Consider the following 18,093-nt stretch of genomic DNA (forward strand, 5'->3'; position numbering starts at 1 on the left):
GATGACTCCCGAGGCCACCGATCGACGGGCGATCATCACCGATGCGCTCCGCAGGATCGACGATCTGACCAAGAAACTCGCCATCGCAGAAAAGAGCGAGACCGAACCCATTGCCGTCGTCGGCATGGGCTGTCGACTTCCCGGTGAAGTGAACAACCCGGACGACTACTGGGACTTGCTCACCGAAGGCCGCAGCGGCGTGGTCCGTGTTCCCGCCAACCGTTGGGACGCAGACCAATTCGCTACCGACGATCACACCGTGCCCGGCACGATCGTCACCAACCAGGGCGGCTTCCTCACGCACTGGGATCCGGACCAGTTCGACGCCGAGTTCTTCGGACTGACGCCCCGCGAAGCCGTCGGCATGGACCCGCAACAACGACTCCTCATGGAAGTTGCGTGGGAAGCAATCGAAGACGCCGGCCTGACGCCGAAAGCATTGCGCGGCACACAAACCGGTGTCTTCGTCGGCATGACGACCAACGACTACACACTGTCATTCGCGGGCAAGCTGGCACCGGCAGATCTCGATCCCTACATCCCGTTCGGCAACGCCGCCAACTTCGCGGCCGGACGCCTGTCGTACTTCTTGGGACTGAACGGACCCGCTGTCGTCACCGACACGGCCTGCTCGTCGTCGTTGGTCGCCATCCACCTCGCGTGCCAGAGCTTGCGGCGGCGCGAGGCCGACGCCGCGCTCGCCGCGGGCGTCAATCTCAACCTCTCCCCGGAGAACAGCATCGCCTGCTCGCGCTGGGGCATGCTCGCACCAGACGGCACATGCAAGACCTTCGACGCCGATGCCAACGGATACGTGCGTAGCGAGGGCTGCGGTGTGGTCGTGCTCAAGCGACTCGAGGACGCGACCCGCGACGGCGACAGGGTGCTCGCCGTCATTCGTGGTACGGGCGTCAACCAGGATGGCGCGAGCAGCGGGCAGACCGTTCCCAACGGTCCGGCGCAGCAAGCTCTGATGCGACGAGTGCTCGCCGCATCGCGACTCGAGCCCGCCGACATCGACTACGTCGAGGCGCACGGAACCGGCACACCGCTCGGCGACCCGATCGAACTCGACGCGCTCTACAACGTCTTCGGAGACCGTAAGGACTCGTCGCCGCTGATCATCGGATCGGTGAAGACCAACCTCGGACACCTCGAATCCGCCTCGGGTGTCGCAGGTTTCATCAAGACCGTGTTGGCCGTCGGCAAAGCGCACATCCCACGACAACTTCACTTCTCGAGCCTGAACCCCCATGCGTGTGCCGGCGCGTCGACCTTCACCGTCGCGGCCGAGCCCGTCGATTGGCCCGAGACGGATCACCCGCGCCGCGCGGGTGTGTCGTCCTTCGGGGTCAGCGGGACGAACGCGCACATCGTCGTCGAGCAGGCACCGCAGGTCGCAGGCGAAACGGCACTCACCCCCGAACCACTGGTCAGCACGCTCGTGGTTGCAGGCAAGACCGCGGAGCGCGTCGCGTCGACCGCTGCCGTACTTGCCGAGTGGCTTGCCGGCGCCGGGGCTGACACCCCGCTGTCAGCGGTGGCTGACACCCTGGCCAACCACCGAGCAACCTTCCCGGTCTTCGCGACGGTCACCGCGGCCGACCACACCAACGCCGTCGCGGGCCTGCGCGCGGTCGCGGGCGGGTACAAGTCACCGGGTGTTGTCGGCGTCCGCGACGCCGTGCGCACGCCCGGCACCGTGTTCGTCTACTCCGGACAGGGTTCCCAGTGGGCGGGTATGGGCAAGCGCCTTCTCGAACACGAGCCGGCCTTCGCCGCCGCAGTCGACGAGCTGGAGCCGGATTTCGTTGCACACGCCGGCTTCTCACTCCGCGAGACGATCGCGGCGGGTGAGTCGGTCACGGGTATCGACCGCATCCAGCCGGCACTCGTCGGTATCCATTTGGCACTCACCGCGCTCTGGCGCGCCAAAGGCGTCGAGCCCGCCGCGGTGATCGGCCACTCGATGGGCGAGGTCACCGCGGCAGTCGTGTCGGGAGCGTTGAGCGTCGGTGACGGACTCAAGGTGATCTCGACACGCTCCCGGCTGATGTCGGCGCTGTCGGGTCAGGGTGCGATGGCGCTGCTCGGACTCGACGCCCGGGCTGCCGAAGACCTCATCGCCGACTTCGACGACCTGACCGTAGCGGTGTATGCGGCGCCGGGGCAGACCGTCATCGCCGGCCCACCCGAACAGGTCGACGCCGCGATCGCCCGTGTCGCAGCCACCGACCGACTCGCGCGCCGAGTCGAGGTCGACGTCGCGTCGCATCACCCGATCATCGATCCGATCCTTCCTGACCTGCGCGTGGCACTCGCCGACATCTCGCCTCGCACGCCGACGATTCCGCTGCTCTCGACGGCGGATCCCTCCGGCGCGGTATCGCCACGGATGGACGCCGACTACTGGTGTGCCAACCTGCGCAATCCGGTGCGCTTCGATCCCGTGGTCGCCGCAGCCGGTGCACAGTACGGGACCTTTGTGGAAGTCAGCCCTCATCCCGTGCTGACGTACGCGCTCGACGACATCCTCCGCGCGGGCAAGAACAACGTCCTCGGCACGCTCTACCGCGACACCGACGATCTGGTCACGTTCGCCACGAGTCTCGCAGCGGTTCGCACCACCACACCGCCGTCTGTGCCCGCGGCCGGGCCGTTCGTTCGGCTGCCGCACACTCCGTGGCATCACTCGCGCTACTGGGTTCAGGTGCCCGAGACGGACGGAGCTGTCGCTCGCGCCGCATTGTCGAGTACCGAGGCACCGTCGGGTCCTGCCGGGCGGAATAGTGGCGGTGAAACCGAAAACGTCGGTGCCGGTGAGGTTTTCGACGACTGGTTCATGACACTCGCGTGGCGTGAACGTGCGCTGGACACCCTCGCCGACACCGATCAGAACTGGGTTGTCGTCTCCGACGATTCGTCGGCAGCTGACCTCGCCGCTCTCCTCGACGCAGGCACGGTCGTGGCACCCGATGCGTTGACCCCGGCGGCGCTCTCGCCCGCGACGCACGTGCTCTTCGCACCGCGACCAGTCGTCGCGGATTCAGCTCGCGCCGCACGTCGCATCTTCGGCGAGGCACGACGTACCGCCGCCGCGCTCGCTGCCGCCAACACCCCGCTACGTATGTACATCCTCACCCGCAATGCGGCTCCGGTCGCCGAAGGTGAGGCCGCAGATCCGGCGCAGGCCGTGCTGTGGGGATTCGGTCGCACGCTGGCGCTCGAACGGCCTGAACTCTTCGGCGGACTGCTGGATATCGATGCGACGGTGCCCGCAGAACTCGTCGCCCGTCATGTGGCGACGAATGCCGCCGCGAACGACGGCGAGGATCAGGTCGTCTACCGCGCGGGGCAGCGACTGGTGCCGCGGCTCGCACGCACCGACGTTCCCACCGGTATCACGCAACTGCCTGCAGACCGCACACAGCTGGTCGTCGGCGCCACCGGCAACGTCGGCCCCGATCTGGTGCGGCAACTCGCCGCACTCGGCGCCACAACCGTTGTCGCAGTGTCGCGCCGGGGAGGCTCTGCGCTGTCCGAGCTGACCGACGAACTCGCTGAACGTGGGACGACGCTCGTCTCGCACGCCGCGGATGCCGCCGATCCCGTTGCGATGGCCGAATTGTTCGCGCGCTTCGGCACCGATCTACCGCCGCTCGACGGCGTGTACGTCGCGGCCCTCGCCGGCGGGGCAGGCGAGTTGATCGACATGTCCGACGACGACGCGGCCGCCATGTTCCGGCCCAAGATCGATGCAGTGGACGTGCTGCACCGTCTGACGGTGAGCACGCCGGTCAATCGCTTCGTACTCTTCTCCTCGATCACGGGCCTGTTCGGTTCACGCTGGCTGGGGCACTACACCGCGGCGAACGCCTATGCCGACGCACTGGCGTACGCACGACACGCGATGGGTCTGGCGGCCACGGTCATCGACTGGGGCCTGTGGAAGTCGTGGGCCGACGCACAGCCCGAGACGGCGTCCGCAGGTCTCACACCGATGCCCAACGACGTCGCCATCGGCACACTCGGTCGCCTCCTCGACCCCTCCGCCGGTGTGCGCCCGATCGTCCTCGCCGCCGACTGGGAGCGGCTCGCCGAGTCGTATCGGATGCGTACTTCTTTCAAGGTCGTCGACGAGTTGCTGGGGGCCGACGAGGCCGCCGACCTCGCGGCGCTGCCTTCCGCGCGTCCGGGCACCGTGTTGGGGGAGTCCATCGACGGGGATACCAACGGGGCCGCTGCCATCTTCCAGGCACGCCTGGATCCCGACGATCTGCCCTACCCGGGTTCGCATCTCGTTCAAGGTGTGCAGGTCGTCCCGGCGTCGGTCCTCATCGCGACCGTCGCCGCAGCGGCACGCGAGAGTGGCGCGGCAGGAGTCGGTGATGTGCGGTTCCAGTACCCGGTCGTCGCCGACCGCCCGCGGGTCGTTCGGGTGCGAATCGGCACCGACGGCACCGTGACGGTGGCATCGACGACGTCTCCGAATGCCGCGGCCGACAGGTGGGTCACCCACGTCACCGCCACCACAATCGACACCCCGGTCGACCTGACGCCCGGCGCACTCACCGATCCGGCACCGTCAGGGTTCGACGCGGCGCAGGCCGAAGGACTTCAGGAACGCTGGGGAATCGACGGGCGTCCGTATCCCTGGTCGGTCGGTGACCACTCGGCAACCCCGGGCACCCTGACCGCCGAGGTCGGGACCACGTCCCTCGACTCCGCGGGGCAATCTGCGATCGCTTTCGTCGATGCGGCAATACATCTCGCGCGACTCCTCGACAGTTCACACGACGGCTTGATGTTCCCGTCGTCGGTCGACTCGGTCGCACTCGACGTCGAGTCCGCTGCGTCGGCTGGGCACGTCGAGCTGCGCCACCGTGCCGGTGACGCCGATGGTTTCAGCACCGACGTCGTCGTCAGCGCACCCGACGGCACCGTCACCGTTGCACTGCGCGGACTGAGGTTCGCCGGGGCAGCCGCGCCTGCACCCGACACCGCCGAGGCCCTGGTGCCCGCTGTCGACGCACCGGTCTGGGCGGAGCTCACCGAGGACGAGACCCGAGCGCAACTGCGAGATCGCCTGCGCGCCATACTCGCTCGCGAAATCGGCATGCCGACGGACGCACTGCGCATCGATCAACCGTTCCCCGAACTCGGCCTGGACTCGATGATGGCGATGACCGTGCTTCGCGACGCACGACAGCTCGTCGGCATGGATCTATCGGCGACGATGCTCTGGAACCACCCAACGGTCGAGGCAATGAGCGACCTCCTCACCGACCTGCTCGAGCCCGCACGACGCTCCGCAGCAACCGAACCCGAGCCGGACGACTCAGACGTCGACAGCGTGCTCGACAGCCTGTTCGACAGCGTGGAATCGCTGTCCGACGATCCCCTTGCCGGCGCGGAATCCGTGTCGGCATCCAGCGAGAGTGGTGACGCATGAAGACGACCTACAACCGTGTCGCGGCCATGAACCCCACCCAGCGCGGCGCGCTGGTGGAGCAGTTCGACAAGGCGGCCCGCATCTCTGGCGCCGAGCCCATCGCTGTCGTCGGAATCGGCTGCCGCCTTCCCGGCGACGTCCACGGTCCTGACGATTTCTGGAAGCTGCTGACCGAGGGTCGCGACGCGATCGTCGAGGTGCCCGCCGACCGCTGGGATGCCGACGAGTACTACGACCCCGACCCGAGTGTGCCCGGCCGAATGCCTTCGAAGTGGGGCGGGTTCCTCTCCGACATAGGCGGATTCGACGCTGACTACTTCGGCATCACCCCGCGCGAGGCCGAGGCGATGGACCCGCAGCAGCGTGTGCTCCTCGAGGTCGCGTGGGAAGCTCTGCAGAACGCGGGGTACTCGCCGGAAACGGTCAACGGTGTGCGCGCCAATGTGATGATGGGCGTCTATTACAACGAGTATCAGGCCAAGTCCGCCGGTAATCAGGACGCGATCGACGCCTACTCCGCGACCGGAAACGCGCACAGCGTGACTGTCGGTCGAGTCGCCTACCTCCTGGGTCTGCGTGGCCCCGCCGTCGCCGTCGACACTGCGTGCTCGTCGTCGTTGGTCTCGCTGCACCTGGCCTGCCAGAGCCTGCGCTCGCGCGAGACCGACCTCGGACTCGCAGGCGGCGTCAATCTCATCCAACAGCCCGAAACCCAGTTGGCACTTGGCAAGTGGGGAATGCTTTCGCCACGCGGCCGGTGCAATGCATTCGATGTCGCGGCCGACGGCTTCGTCCGTGGCGAGGGCGCGGGCGTCGTGGTGCTCAAGCGTCTCACCGACGCCGTGCGTGACGGCGACCGTGTCTTCGCGGTGATCCGTGGCTCCGCGACCAACCAGGACGGCCGGTCCAACGGGCTCACCGCACCGAATGCGCCCGCGCAGAAGGAGGTCATCGCACGCGCCTTGGCATCCGGCGATGTGCAGGCGTCGTCGGTCAATTTCATCGAAACCCACGGCACCGGAACAGCACTCGGCGACCCGATCGAGTTCGATGCCCTCGCCGCCGTCTACGGCAAGGGCAGCGCGCCGCTGGCTCTCGGCGCCGTGAAGTCCAACTTCGGACATCTCGAGGCCGCCGCGGGTATCGCGGGCTTCATCAAAGCGGTGCTGTCGGTCCACCACGCTCAGATCCCGCCGAATCTGCACTTCACACAATGGAATCCGGCCATCGACACGAAGGGCACACGATTCGTCGTGCCCACCGAGGCATCGCCGTGGCCGGTCGCCGACGCTCCGCGTCGTGCGGGGGTCTCGTCGTTTGGTCTCGGTGGTACCAACGCGCACATCGTGATCGAGCAGGGCCCCGAGCCCGTACGGTCGACGAGTTCGGAATCGACGGCCACCCCGGAGGCTGTGACGTTGTTCGTCACCGGCAAGACGGCCGACCGGGCGGAGACGTGGGCGCAGATCCTCGCCGACTGGCTCGAGAGCGATCCGGCCGTGTCGTTGGTCGACGTCGCCCACACGCTCGACCGCCAGCGCGGCCGCACCGACCTCGTCGGCAGTGTCTCTGCGCGCACCAGAACCGAAGCCGTCGCGGGTCTCCGCGCGCTGGCCGAGCGGTCACCGGCAGCGGGAGTCGTCGCACCGATCAAGCGGGCACGTGGCACCGGCACCGTCTTCTGCTACTCGGGACAGGGTGCGCAGTGGGCAGGCATGGGCCGACGCCTCCTCGCAGAAGAGCCTGCTTTCGCCGCGGCGATCGACGAGATCGAGCCGGATTTCGTTGCACAGGTGGGCTTTTCGCTGCGCGACACGCTCACCTCCGGCGACGCTGTCGTCGGAATCGACCGAATCCAGCCGGTTCTCGTCGGCGTGCAGTTGGCACTCACAGCACTGTGGCGCTCACGCGGTGTCGAGCCGGATGCGGTGATCGGCCACTCCATGGGCGAGGTCGCCGCCGCGATCGTCTCCGGGGGACTCAGCCGCGCCGATGGTCTCAAGGTCATCGCGACCCGCTCGAAGCTGATGGCAGTGCACCTCTCCGGCCAGGGCGCGATGGCATTGCTCGAAGCCGACGCCACCACCACCGAGGCCCTTCTACGCAACTACGACGACGTGTCGCTCGCGGTCTACGCTTCACCACGGCAAAGCGTCGTCGCAGGCCCGCCCGAGCAGATCGAGAAGGTCATCGCCGAGGTGCAGGGCCGCAACCTCTTGGCGCGACGCGTCGAGGTCGATGTCGCCTCGCACCACCGAACCGTCGACCCGATTCTCGTCGATCTGCGGTCGGCGCTGACCGATCTCACACCGACGACGCCGCGCATCCCGCTGCTGACCACGGTGGCCCGCGAGGGCGAGTCGACCGTGCTCGACGCCGACTACTGGGCACGTAACCTGCGCAATCCCGTGCGCTTCTCACAGGCGGTGACCCGGGCCGCAGAGTCGTACTCGACGTTCATCGAGATGAGCCCGCACCCGCTGCTCACCCACGCGATAGGCGACGCACTCTCGGTCGCGCGGCCGCGTGGCGATGTCGCGGTGTTCGGCAGCATCGTCCGCAACGAGGACGAGACCCTGGTCTTCCACGCGAATCTGGCAGCGGTGCAGGCGGGGTCGGAGACGACACAGCGAGTTGACGGTTCACTGGTCGACCTTCCGCCCAACCGCTGGCATCACACCCGCTACTGGATGGCGACCGCACCGTCGACGTCGAGTGCGGGCGCACACCCGTTCCTCGGTACCCACGTCGAACTCCCCGCTGCCGCAGGCCATCTGTGGCAGAGCGAGATCGGCGTCGAGAGCACAGTGTGGCTGGCCGACCACCGTGTGCACGGGCAGGCCATCATGCCTGCTGCGGGATTCACCGAGATGGTTCTCGCCGCTGGTTCCGAAGCACTCGGAGTGCCCGCACAACAACTTCAACTCGCTCAGGTCGAGGTGGAGCAGATGCTCCCGGTCGACGAAACCATCAGGGTCACCACTCAATTGACGCCAGTCGACGGGGGAGCGGTGCGGGTCGAGGTGCATTCGCGCGACGCAGAAGGCACCTGGCGACGCCACGCCGTCGGTCGTGTCTCGCCTGCCGACGATGCCGCAGCACCCACTGTCGTGCCGGTGACCGGATCGGTGATTCCTGCCGCCGACTTCTACACCGCGCTGCGCCGCACGGGCGCTCACCACGGACAGGGTTTTGCCGCACTCACACGAATCGTTCGTGCAGAAGGGGGCGCGTCGGAATCCCAGATCGTGCTCCCGGACGAGGCGAGCGCCCACCGTGGCTTCCGTGTCCACCCGGTACTCCTCGACGCCGCGCTCCAGGGCGTCGCCGCGGCGATGCCCGCAACCGCGCTGTCAGAATCTGCCGAAGCGACATACTTGCCCGTCGCGATAGGGAGTCTGCGCGTCCTCGGCCCCGTCGGGCGAACCGCGACGTGTTCGGCGCGGGTCGTCGATGCCGAGAACGGCGTCGACAAGATCGGTGATTTCGTCCTGAGCGACGACAACGGACGCCCGTTCCTCGCCGGATCGCAGGTCTACCTACGGCGGGTGCAGAGCCACACCGTTCCACTTCCGTTGGAGCAGAAGCTGTTCGACACCCAGTGGCAACCGGCGCCGCTGCCTGCCGACGCGTCGTCTGCGATTCCCGCCGGTAGTTGGCTGGTGCTCAGCTCGTTCTCGGCCGGACAGACCGCAGACGTGCTCGCCGCTGATTTCGCGCAGACGCTCGGCGACGTCGACCACCGCCGGGTCATCGCGGCCGACATGTTCGACGACGCCGCCGTGGCTGCTGCATTCGGCGAGGCGACCGGGGATCCCACTCATCCGCCCGCAGGCGTGATCGTGATGGTCGACAAGCAGGGGTTCGACGCCAGCGCGGCGTCAGCGACGAGGGCGCGCGATCTCGTGTGGTCCGTGACGTGTGCGGTGCGCACGGTGGTCAACGGGTGGCACGGCAACGCGCCACGGCTGTGGCTGGTGTCGCGGGACGGACTCGGTGTGGACCCCCGTGAGCCCGGCGACCCGGCGGTCGGCGGCTTGAAGGGACTCGTCCGCGTGCTCGCGTACGAACATCCCGATCTGCACACCACGCTCGTCGATCTCGACGATGCGGGCGACAGCATGAACGACCTGGTACGCGAGATCGCTGCAGGAGGAGCCGAGACGGCCGGCATCGACGATATCGTCGCGTGGCGCGACGGCATTCGGTACGCCGCGCGGCTCACGCGTACGGCGCTGGGCGTCGACTCCACGTCGACGACGGTCACCTCTGACGGCGCGTACATCCTCACCGGCGGGCTCGGCGGACTCGGTCTGGTCATGGCCCAGTGGCTGGTCGCCAACGGGGCAGGCAGGGTGATACTCAACGGCCGCAGCGCCGCCGACGACGCGCAGCAGACCGCACTCGTCGAACTCCAGGCGAACAGCGAGATCGTCTACGTGCAGGGCGATATCACCGATCCCGGCGTCGCAACGGTCCTCGTCGACGCCGCGGAGGCGACCGGAAAACCACTGCGTGGTGTCATGCACTGTGCCGCTGTGATCGACGATGCGCTCCTGGGCGCACTCGCTCCGGAGAGTCTCGACCGCGTGTGGGGTCCCAAGGTGCTCGGCGCCCTCGCGCTCAACGACGCATGTGCGCATCGCGAACTCGATTGGTGGGTGGTGTTCTCGTCCGTCGCGTCGCTGCTCGGCTCGCCCGGACAGGGGGCATACGCCGCTGCGAACGCGTGGACCGACGCGCTCGTCGCGTGGCGGCGCGCTTCGGGATTGCCTGCCACGTCGATCAATTGGGGCCAGTGGGCGCAGGTCGGTGTCGCGCAGACGCTGAACATGACCGCGATCGACCCCATCACGCCCGACGAGGGCATCGAGGCACTCGAAGTCATTCTCCGTCACGATGTCGCACAGGCGGGCGTGGTGCGACTGCGCCTCGACCGCGCCTCGGCGGCCTTCCCCGAGTTGAATAAGATCGGCTACTTCGCGCCACTCGTCTCCGAACTCGACGTCGACAACTCCGACGACGGTTGGGCGGGAGTCGAAGCGCTGCGTGATCTCGACGGCGACGCGGTGCTCGACGCCGTCACCGAGCGCCTGCGTACACGCGTGGCGACGATCATGGGGTACGCCGACAACTCGGCGATCGATCCGACGAGCCCACTCACCGAGTTGGGTATGGATTCGCTCATGGCGGTGCGCATCAGAAACACGGTCCGCGGTGACTTCGGCGTCGAACCGCCGGTTGCGTTGCTCCTGCAGGGCGCGACGCCGCGAGACCTGGCCGCCGACCTCATCCGACAACTCGGACTCGCTCAGGCGGAGAAGACAGACACGACCGGTGGGCTGCGGGAACGCGCCCAACAACGCGCGGCGGCCCGTCAGCGGGCGCAGCGACGCAGGACGGGGCAGCGAGTATGACGACAGCCGCATCGAGTACGGGGACAGGCACCTTCGGGGCGCAGCCGGGAAGTGTCGGCGTCGACACAACGAACTACCCGTCGGGCGCGATTGCGATCATCGGCATGGCAGGCCGGTTTCCCGGCGCCGATTCGGTCACCGAATTCTGGCGGGCCCTCAGCGCCGATCAGGAAGGCATCGTCTCGCTCGATGAAGGTGATCTTCGCGCAGCAGGCGTCAGCGACTCCACGCTGAAGAACAGCAACTATGTGCGCAGGGCTCCCGCGATGGACGGGATCGACGAGTTCGATGCCGAGTTCTTCGGCTTCACCCCGCACGCGGCGCGCACCCTCGACCCTCAGCATCGGCTGTTCTTGCAGACCACTTGGCACGCACTCGAGGACGCCGGCTACAACCCCGCCGACATCGATGTGAACGTCGGTGTGTTCGGCACCAGCTCGGCGAGCGGTTACCTGCTTCACAACCTGATGTCGCATCTCGACCCCGCCAAGGTCATCGGCGAAGGCGCCAGCTTCGAGATGATCAATCTCTCGCTGCAGAACGACAAGGACCACCTGGCGACCCGTGTCGCGCACCAGTTCAATCTGCGCGGCCCCGCGTTCGCCGTGCAGACCGCGTGCTCGTCGTCGTTGCTCGCGGTCCATCTCGCATGCCAGTCGATTCTCAACGGCGAGTGCGAGATGGCTCTTGCCGGCGGTTCGTCGATTCGCGTACCCAATCGGGTCGGGTATTTCTACGAGCCGGGATCGATGGCATCGCCCAGCGGATACTGCCGCCCATTCGACGTCCGGGCGGACGGGACGATCTTCGGTAGCGGTGTCGGCGCGGTGCTACTCAAACCACTCGAGGACGCAGTGGCCGACGGCGACCGCATCCACGCTGTGCTCCGCGGTTCCGCGGTCAACAACGACGGCGCGACGAAGATGAACTACGCCGCACCGAACGCGGCAGGGCAGGCCGAGGTCATCGCCGAGGCCCACGCGCTCGCCGAGGTCGACGCCGCGACGATCGGTTACGTCGAAACACACGGCACCGCAACGCCACTGGGCGATCCGGTCGAAGTCGAGGGGTTGCGTCAGGCTTTCGAACTCGCCGAGGAAGATCGCACCGAACCGTGTGTCCTCGGGTCGGTGAAGTCCAATATCGGCCATCTCGAAACCGCGGCAGGCATTGCCAGCCTCATCAAAGCCGTGCTGTGTCTGGAGAACAAGGCACTGCCGGGCACGCTGCACTACACAGCACCCAATCCCGAGCTACACCTCGAGCGGGGCCCCTTCGAGGTTCGCGGCCAGCACACCAAGTGGGAATCGAGCCGCCCGCGGCGCGCGGGTGTGAGCGCCTTCGGTGTCGGCGGAACCAATGTGCACGTCGTGCTCGAGGAAGCGCCGGCATCGGCGCCCGTCCCGGCGAGCAGCGGTCCTCACGTCGTCACGCTGTCGGCGCGAACCGCGGACTCGTTGGCGCTGGGCCGGCGCGCACTCGCCGACGACCTCGAACGGCGACCCGACCTCGACATCGCCGATGTCGCCCACACCCTTGCCGGCCGTCGTACAGAACGGTTCCGCCTGGCGGCAGTGGTCAACGATACGGCCGATGCGGTTGGCATCCTGCGAGCCGACGAGCACGACAATGCGTTCATTTCCGCGGCACCGGCTGTTGAAGGCAACGGTGAGCGCATCGCATTCCTGTTTCCAGGACAGGGCTCGCAACACGTCGGGATGGCGCGTGGTCTCATCGAATCCGAGCCCGTCTTCGCCGAGCACTTCACCGCTGCCGCAACTCTTTTCGACGCCGAGCTCGGCATCGACCTCCGCGCGGACATCATCGACGGTTCTCCGCGAACACTCGAACGCACCGACCGGACCCAGCCGGCATTGTTCGCCGTCGAGTACGCACTGGCCAAGCTCGCCCAGTCACGGGGAGTCGAGCCGTCGGCGCTCGCCGGACACAGCATCGGTGAGTACGCCGCCGCGACCATCGCCGGAGTCTTCGACCTACCGACGGCGGTCAAGGCCGTCGCGATGCGCGCACGGCTGATGAACGCGGCACCGCGCGGCGTGATGGTCGCGGTCCCACGCGGGCCGGCCGAGATCGCGGCACTCCTCGATGGCGAAGTCGACATCGCCACCGTGAACGACCCGGGCAGTTGCGTGGTCGCGGGCTCTGACAGCGCGATCGCCGCCTTCTCTGCGCGGCTGTCCGAACAGGGCATCGCAGCTCGCAGAGTCCGCACCTCACACGCATTCCACTCGCGGTTGATGGACGGCGTGGTCGCCGAGTTCACGAGCTTCCTCTCGCAGTTGACACTCAACGCGCCACAGATCCCGCTGATGTCCAACGTCACCGGCACGTGGATGTCGGCAAGCGAGGCCACCAATCCGGCCACGTGGGCAAGGCAGATCCGCGCGACGGTCAGGTTCGCCGACGAGGTCGACGCACTGCTGGCCGACCCCGCCCGGGTACTGGTAGAGGTCGGGCCCGGCGGCACCCTCACAAGCGCGGCGACGCGGCACCCGAGCTGGTCCGACGGACATCGCGCGGTGCGCCTCATGCGTCACCCCGCGCAGAATCGCGACGACGAGGCGGCATTCCTGCTCGGACTCGGCCAACTGTGGGCCGCAGGCGTCGACGTCGAACTCTCCGACACAGCCACACCACGTCAGCGACTGACGCTGCCGGGTTATCCGTTTGCACGCGAACGACACTGGGTCGAGCACAACGCCGCAGCGCGGTTCGCAGGCACGCACGGAATCGACGCGGAGAACACCGCTGCGGATTCCAAGGCCCCCTCCGCCACCGGACAGACACCGATGGAAGCGACACTCGCGCGGATCTGGGCACAGTGCCTCGGCGTCGGCAGTGTCGAACGGACCGCCAACTTCTTCGAGATCGGCGGCGACTCGCTGATCGCGATCAGCATCGCGATGAGCGCAGCCAACGAGGGCCTCGAGATCACGCCACAAGATCTGTACGAGAACCAGACGGTCGCCTCACTCGCGAAGAAGCTCACCGCCCGCTACGAGTCCGGCGGCCTCGGCCGAAAGGTCGACGCCGATCCGGAACATCTGCCGGTGCCGCCGACCGTCACGCGATTCCTCGAACGTGGCCTGGCCGAGCAGAACTCGTGGCGGGTTCCGCTGATCCTTCGACTCCGTTCAGATGTGTCAGCAGAGGTGGTCGGCACAGTCCTGACCAAGATCGTCAATCACCATGACGCGCTGCGGCTTCGACTCGTCGACGACAACGGATTGGTCGAGCAGCGGATCAGCGAACCCGTGGAAGCCCTCGACGTCGTGGTCGCCGAGATCGACGCGGGTATCGAGGCGGGGGAGGAGACCCAACGTCGCCAAGTGCGTGAACTTCTCGACGACGCGGTGGGACGCACGGCAGACGCCCTCGTCCCGCTGGTCGCCGCTTACGTCGCCACACCGGACGGCCCCCGATATCTGGCCCTCAGTGTGCACGGACTCGTCGCCGACAACGAGTCCCGCGAGATTCTGCTCACGGATCTGTTCACGGCATTCGGCCAGGTCCTCGCAGGCGAGGAAATCACCCTGGCTCCGGTTGCCACACCCTGGCGCGACTGGTCGCAGCTATCGGTCGAGCTCGCAGCACATCCGGCCGTCCTCGCGACCCGCGACTACTGGCTCGGTGCAACCGATTCCGCGAACATCCAACTGGTGCGGGACGGTTCATTCGCACGTCCGAGTCGCTCACACCTGACCCGAATCGCGACCGCGCTCGACGACAAGCAGACGACCGAACTCGACGACGCGCGTCGCAGGTTGACGTTCCCGCTCGAGCACTTCCTGCTCACCGCACTCGGCCGCACGGTCGCGCAGGTGACCGGCGACGGGACGTTGCTGGTGGATCTGGCCGGCAACGGACGGGCTGTTCTGCGGCCCGAACTCGATCCGCGACGCACGGTCGGCACCTTCGCCGCGATTCATCCGATCACGCTGCAGTGCAACGCAGTCAGCGGATACACGGCCCGCGAACGCCTCGAGACGATCCGTAAGACCGTGACCGACGTCCCACACCAGGGTGTCGGATATGGCGTGCTGCGTTACCTGTACGCACCAACCGCCCGCCGACTCGAGGCTGCACCGGAGGCGGATCTGCTCGTCACCTTTGCCGGAGCAATACCCGACCTACCCGCGGACGCGGCAAACGCGCCCATCTCGCTGGATTCCGATGCAGCGCTGGCGATTCGCGAGACCGTACCGGGAGCTGGGCATGCGATCGAGGTCCGCGTGTACCGTGCGGGCGGTTCGCTGCACATCGACTGGTGGTACGACCACCGTCGTGTCGACACCGAACGCGCTGCGCTGTTGGCCGACGTGTTCGGGCACACGCTCACCGATCTCGCCCGAGAGTCGATCATCGAAGACGAAACCGACTCGGCGAGTGACGAACTCGAACTCATCGATTTGTCGTCCGACTTCGACCTGGGAGAAGCCAGTGCACGACACTAACGCGCGGATCAGACGTCGCTCGGGCCGTCACCGGCGCCGGGACGAGTCCGACTACGCGGTGGTGGTCGAAGGGCTGCGCAAGCGCTTCGGCGACTTCGAGGCGTTGCGTGGAGTGAGCTTCTCGGTTGGTCGTGGTGAGGTCCTCGGCCTGCTCGGCCCCAACGGAGCGGGAAAGACCACGACAGTCGACATCCTGTCGACGCTGAGCACACCCGACTCCGGCATCGTTCGCGTCGCCGGGCACGATGTCGCCACCGATCCTGCGGCGGTCCGACGGTCGATCATGCTGACCGGTCAGCAGGTCGCGCTCGACGAGATGCTCACGGGCCGTGAGAATCTCGTCATGTTCGGACGACTCCAGGGCTTGCGCAAGCACGCAGCCAAGAGACGGGCCGACGAGTTGCTGGACCAATTCGATCTGCAGTACGCGTCGGATCGTCAACTCGGCACATACTCCGGCGGCATGCGCAGACGTATCGACATCGCGTGCGGACTCGTGGTGCGCCCAGAAGTCGTCTTCCTCGACGAGCCGACGACCGGCCTCGATCCCCGTAGCAGGCAGTCCGTGTGGGATCTGGTGGCCAAATTCAAGGGCGAGGGCATCGCAACCGTGTTGACCACCCAGTATCTGGAAGAAGCAGACACGCTGTCGGACAAGATCGTCGTCATCAACCGGGGCACCGTCATCGCCCAGGGCACCGCCGACGAACTCAAGGCGAGGACCGGTGCGACGTTCTGCGAAATCGTTCCGCGCTATCCCTCTGACATTCCGCACATCCTGCACGCACTCGGCCCGATGATGATGCCCCGCCAGAAGCAGAACATGCTGTCCGCGGAGACCGACCGGGTCTCGATGCCTGCGCCACGCGGCCCGCAGACGCTCGTCGAGGTCGTTCATCGGCTCTCACCAACGGGAATCCAACTGGCAGACATCGGCCTCCGACGCCCCTCACTCGACGAGGTGTTCTTCGCCCTCACCGGCAACACCGAGACAGCACACCAGCAACCCACCAACGGACAGAACACCGGCGGCCGTCGCCCCGACGAACGGCTGACGAGGTGACGGGAACGGTGCGTAACGGCGCCTATGCGCGGGACGCGTCGACCACCCGCGACGTGGAACCATCACGCCTGCAACAGTGGTGGGTGCTGACGTCGCGCTCGATTCTGCCGACACTGCGCAATGGCGAACTCGTCACCCAGATCGCGGCGTCGATCATGTTCACCGTCGGCTTCTACATCCCCCTCAAGAAGATCGGGATGTACGCGACGGATATGAGCAGCTATGCCCAATACCTGATGCCGCTCATCGCACTGCAGGCAGTCAGTTTCGCGGCGATCTCGGGCGCGTTCCGTTCCGCGTCGGATGCCGTCGCGGGCATCAACAGACGTTTTCGGGCGATGCCCATCTCGCGGTTCGTTCCGTTGGCATCCCGATTGACGGCGAGTATGTACCGCTGCACGGTCGCTCTCGTGATCTCGCTCATCTGCGGTTACGTCATCGGCTTCCGCTTCTACAACGGAGTGGGCGGCACTGTCGGATTCTGCCTGCTCGCACTCGCGATCGGACTGGTTCTCTCGCTGTTGGGGGAGGTGGTCGGTACCGTTGCCCGCAACCCGGACGCGACGACACACATGATGATGTTGCCGCAGTTGATCTTCGGATTGCTCTCGGTCGGTGTGCAATCGGCAGAAGCCTTCCCGTCGTGGATTCAGGGCTTCGTACGAAACCAGCCGATCTCTCAGTTCGTCTATGCGCTGCGAGCACTCGCGGGTGACTCGACCCCCTATGCCGGTGAGACCGGCTGGGCCACAATCGGACCTGCGATCGCCTGGATCGTGGGTCTGCTGGCGGTGTTGATGATGGCGTACGCGTTCACCTCGTCGGAGAAGGTGAAGAAATGACCTCGACCATCGAATTGGATTCCGTCACCACGCTGCCCGCCCGCGGCGATGACACGGCAGAGACGTCGCTGCGATCCCTCGTCCGCGACACCGCAACACTCACCGCGAGACTGCTGCGCCGGTGGACACGCGACCCGGCGACCACTGCGGAGACGGTGCTGGTGCCCGTCGCCTTTCTGGTGACGCTCAATATCGTGCTCGGCGACGGCATCCAACGATTCAGTGGACACAGCGCGCTCTACGGCAGCGTGCCGCTCGTCGCAATGGTCGCGGCCACTCAGGGTTCGACGGTGGGCGGCCTGGGAATCATGCGCGAGCGCGACGACGGTCTACTCGCCCGTTTGTGGGTGCTGCCGATCCATCGGGCAGCCGGATTCATCTCGCGATTCGCCGCGGAGGCCGCGCGAATCGTCTTGGCAACACTTGCTCTGATGATCACCGGCCTGATTCTGGGTATGCGTTTTCACGAGGGCGTACTCGCCGCGATCTGCTGGTTGTTCGTGCCCTGCATATTCGGGCTCGCGTTCTTCATGATGGTGGCGACGGTTGCGCTGTACTCGGCCAAAGCGATCGTCGTCGAGGCCACGGCCCTCATCTCCGGCCTGTTCATGTTCTTCTCCACCGGGTTCGTGCCACTCGACGCCTACCCGGAATGGATTCAACCGGCCGTGCAACACCAACCGCTCAGCTACACCATCGACGTGATGCGCGGACTCTCGCTGGGCGGTCCGGTGCTGACACCGCTGACGGGGCTGCTGATCTGGTCGGGCGCCATCATCGCCGTGTGCCTGATTCCCGCGGCAATCGGCTACCGCAAGGCGAGCATGCGCGACTAGCCGGACGC

At 66.8% G+C, this 18,093-nt stretch carries 6 protein-coding genes; all 6 read left to right on the forward strand.

Going from position 1 to position 18,093, the window contains the following annotated elements; translation table 11 throughout:
- Window position 1 precedes the first annotated feature (1 nt).
- The 6 genes from ABW18_RS02590 to ABW18_RS02615 are packed head-to-tail and all read left to right on the forward strand — an operon-like array spanning window position 2 to window position 18,085.
- The gene (locus ABW18_RS02590; protein WP_049697395.1) at window positions 2-5,452 is read left to right on the forward strand and encodes a type I polyketide synthase; all 5,451 of its coding nucleotides are present in this window, start codon (window positions 2-4) and stop codon (window positions 5,450-5,452) included.
- Complete coding sequence (locus ABW18_RS02595; RefSeq protein ID WP_049697396.1) at window positions 5,449-10,869, forward strand: type I polyketide synthase; 5,421 nt, start codon at window positions 5,449-5,451, stop codon at window positions 10,867-10,869. The genes ABW18_RS02590 and ABW18_RS02595 overlap by 4 nt, the downstream gene beginning before the upstream one ends.
- Window positions 10,866-15,344 carry a type I polyketide synthase gene (locus ABW18_RS02600; protein WP_083444279.1) on the forward strand — a complete coding sequence of 1,493 codons (4,479 nt, stop codon included), beginning with the start codon at window positions 10,866-10,868 and terminating at the stop codon, window positions 15,342-15,344. The genes ABW18_RS02595 and ABW18_RS02600 overlap by 4 nt, the downstream gene beginning before the upstream one ends.
- A gap of 58 nt (window positions 15,345-15,402) precedes the next feature.
- Window positions 15,403-16,407, forward strand: coding sequence for an ATP-binding cassette domain-containing protein (locus tag ABW18_RS02605; protein ID WP_270483021.1), 1,005 nt, complete (start codon window positions 15,403-15,405; stop codon window positions 16,405-16,407).
- An 8-nt stretch (window positions 16,408-16,415) separates the two neighbouring features.
- Complete coding sequence (locus ABW18_RS02610) at window positions 16,416-17,249, forward strand: ABC transporter permease (protein ID WP_049697537.1); 834 nt, start codon at window positions 16,416-16,418, stop codon at window positions 17,247-17,249.
- Window positions 17,246-18,085: an ABC transporter permease gene (locus tag ABW18_RS02615; RefSeq protein WP_053117326.1), complete on the forward strand. Its 840-nt coding sequence runs from the start codon at window positions 17,246-17,248 to the stop codon at window positions 18,083-18,085. Before ABW18_RS02610 ends, ABW18_RS02615 begins: the two co-directional genes overlap by 4 nt.
- Window positions 18,086-18,093: the final 8 nt, after the last annotated feature.

Origin of the sequence: Gordonia jacobaea, from assembly GCF_001186365.1 — a bacterium.
Taxonomy (GTDB): Bacteria; Actinomycetota; Actinomycetes; order Mycobacteriales; family Mycobacteriaceae; genus Gordonia; species Gordonia jacobaea.

Bases quoted from the DNA above. Each gene is read 5' to 3' on its own strand.
- ABW18_RS02590 (WP_049697395.1), top strand. From the start codon at position 2: ATGACTCCCGAGGCCACCGATCGACGGGCGATCATCACCGATGCGCTC.
- ABW18_RS02615 (WP_053117326.1), top strand. From the start codon at position 17,246: ATGACCTCGACCATCGAATTGGATTCCGTCACCACGCTGCCCGCCCGC.
- ABW18_RS02600 (WP_083444279.1), top strand. From the start codon at position 10,866: ATGACGACAGCCGCATCGAGTACGGGGACAGGCACCTTCGGGGCGCAG.
- ABW18_RS02595 (WP_049697396.1), top strand. From the start codon at position 5,449: ATGAAGACGACCTACAACCGTGTCGCGGCCATGAACCCCACCCAGCGC.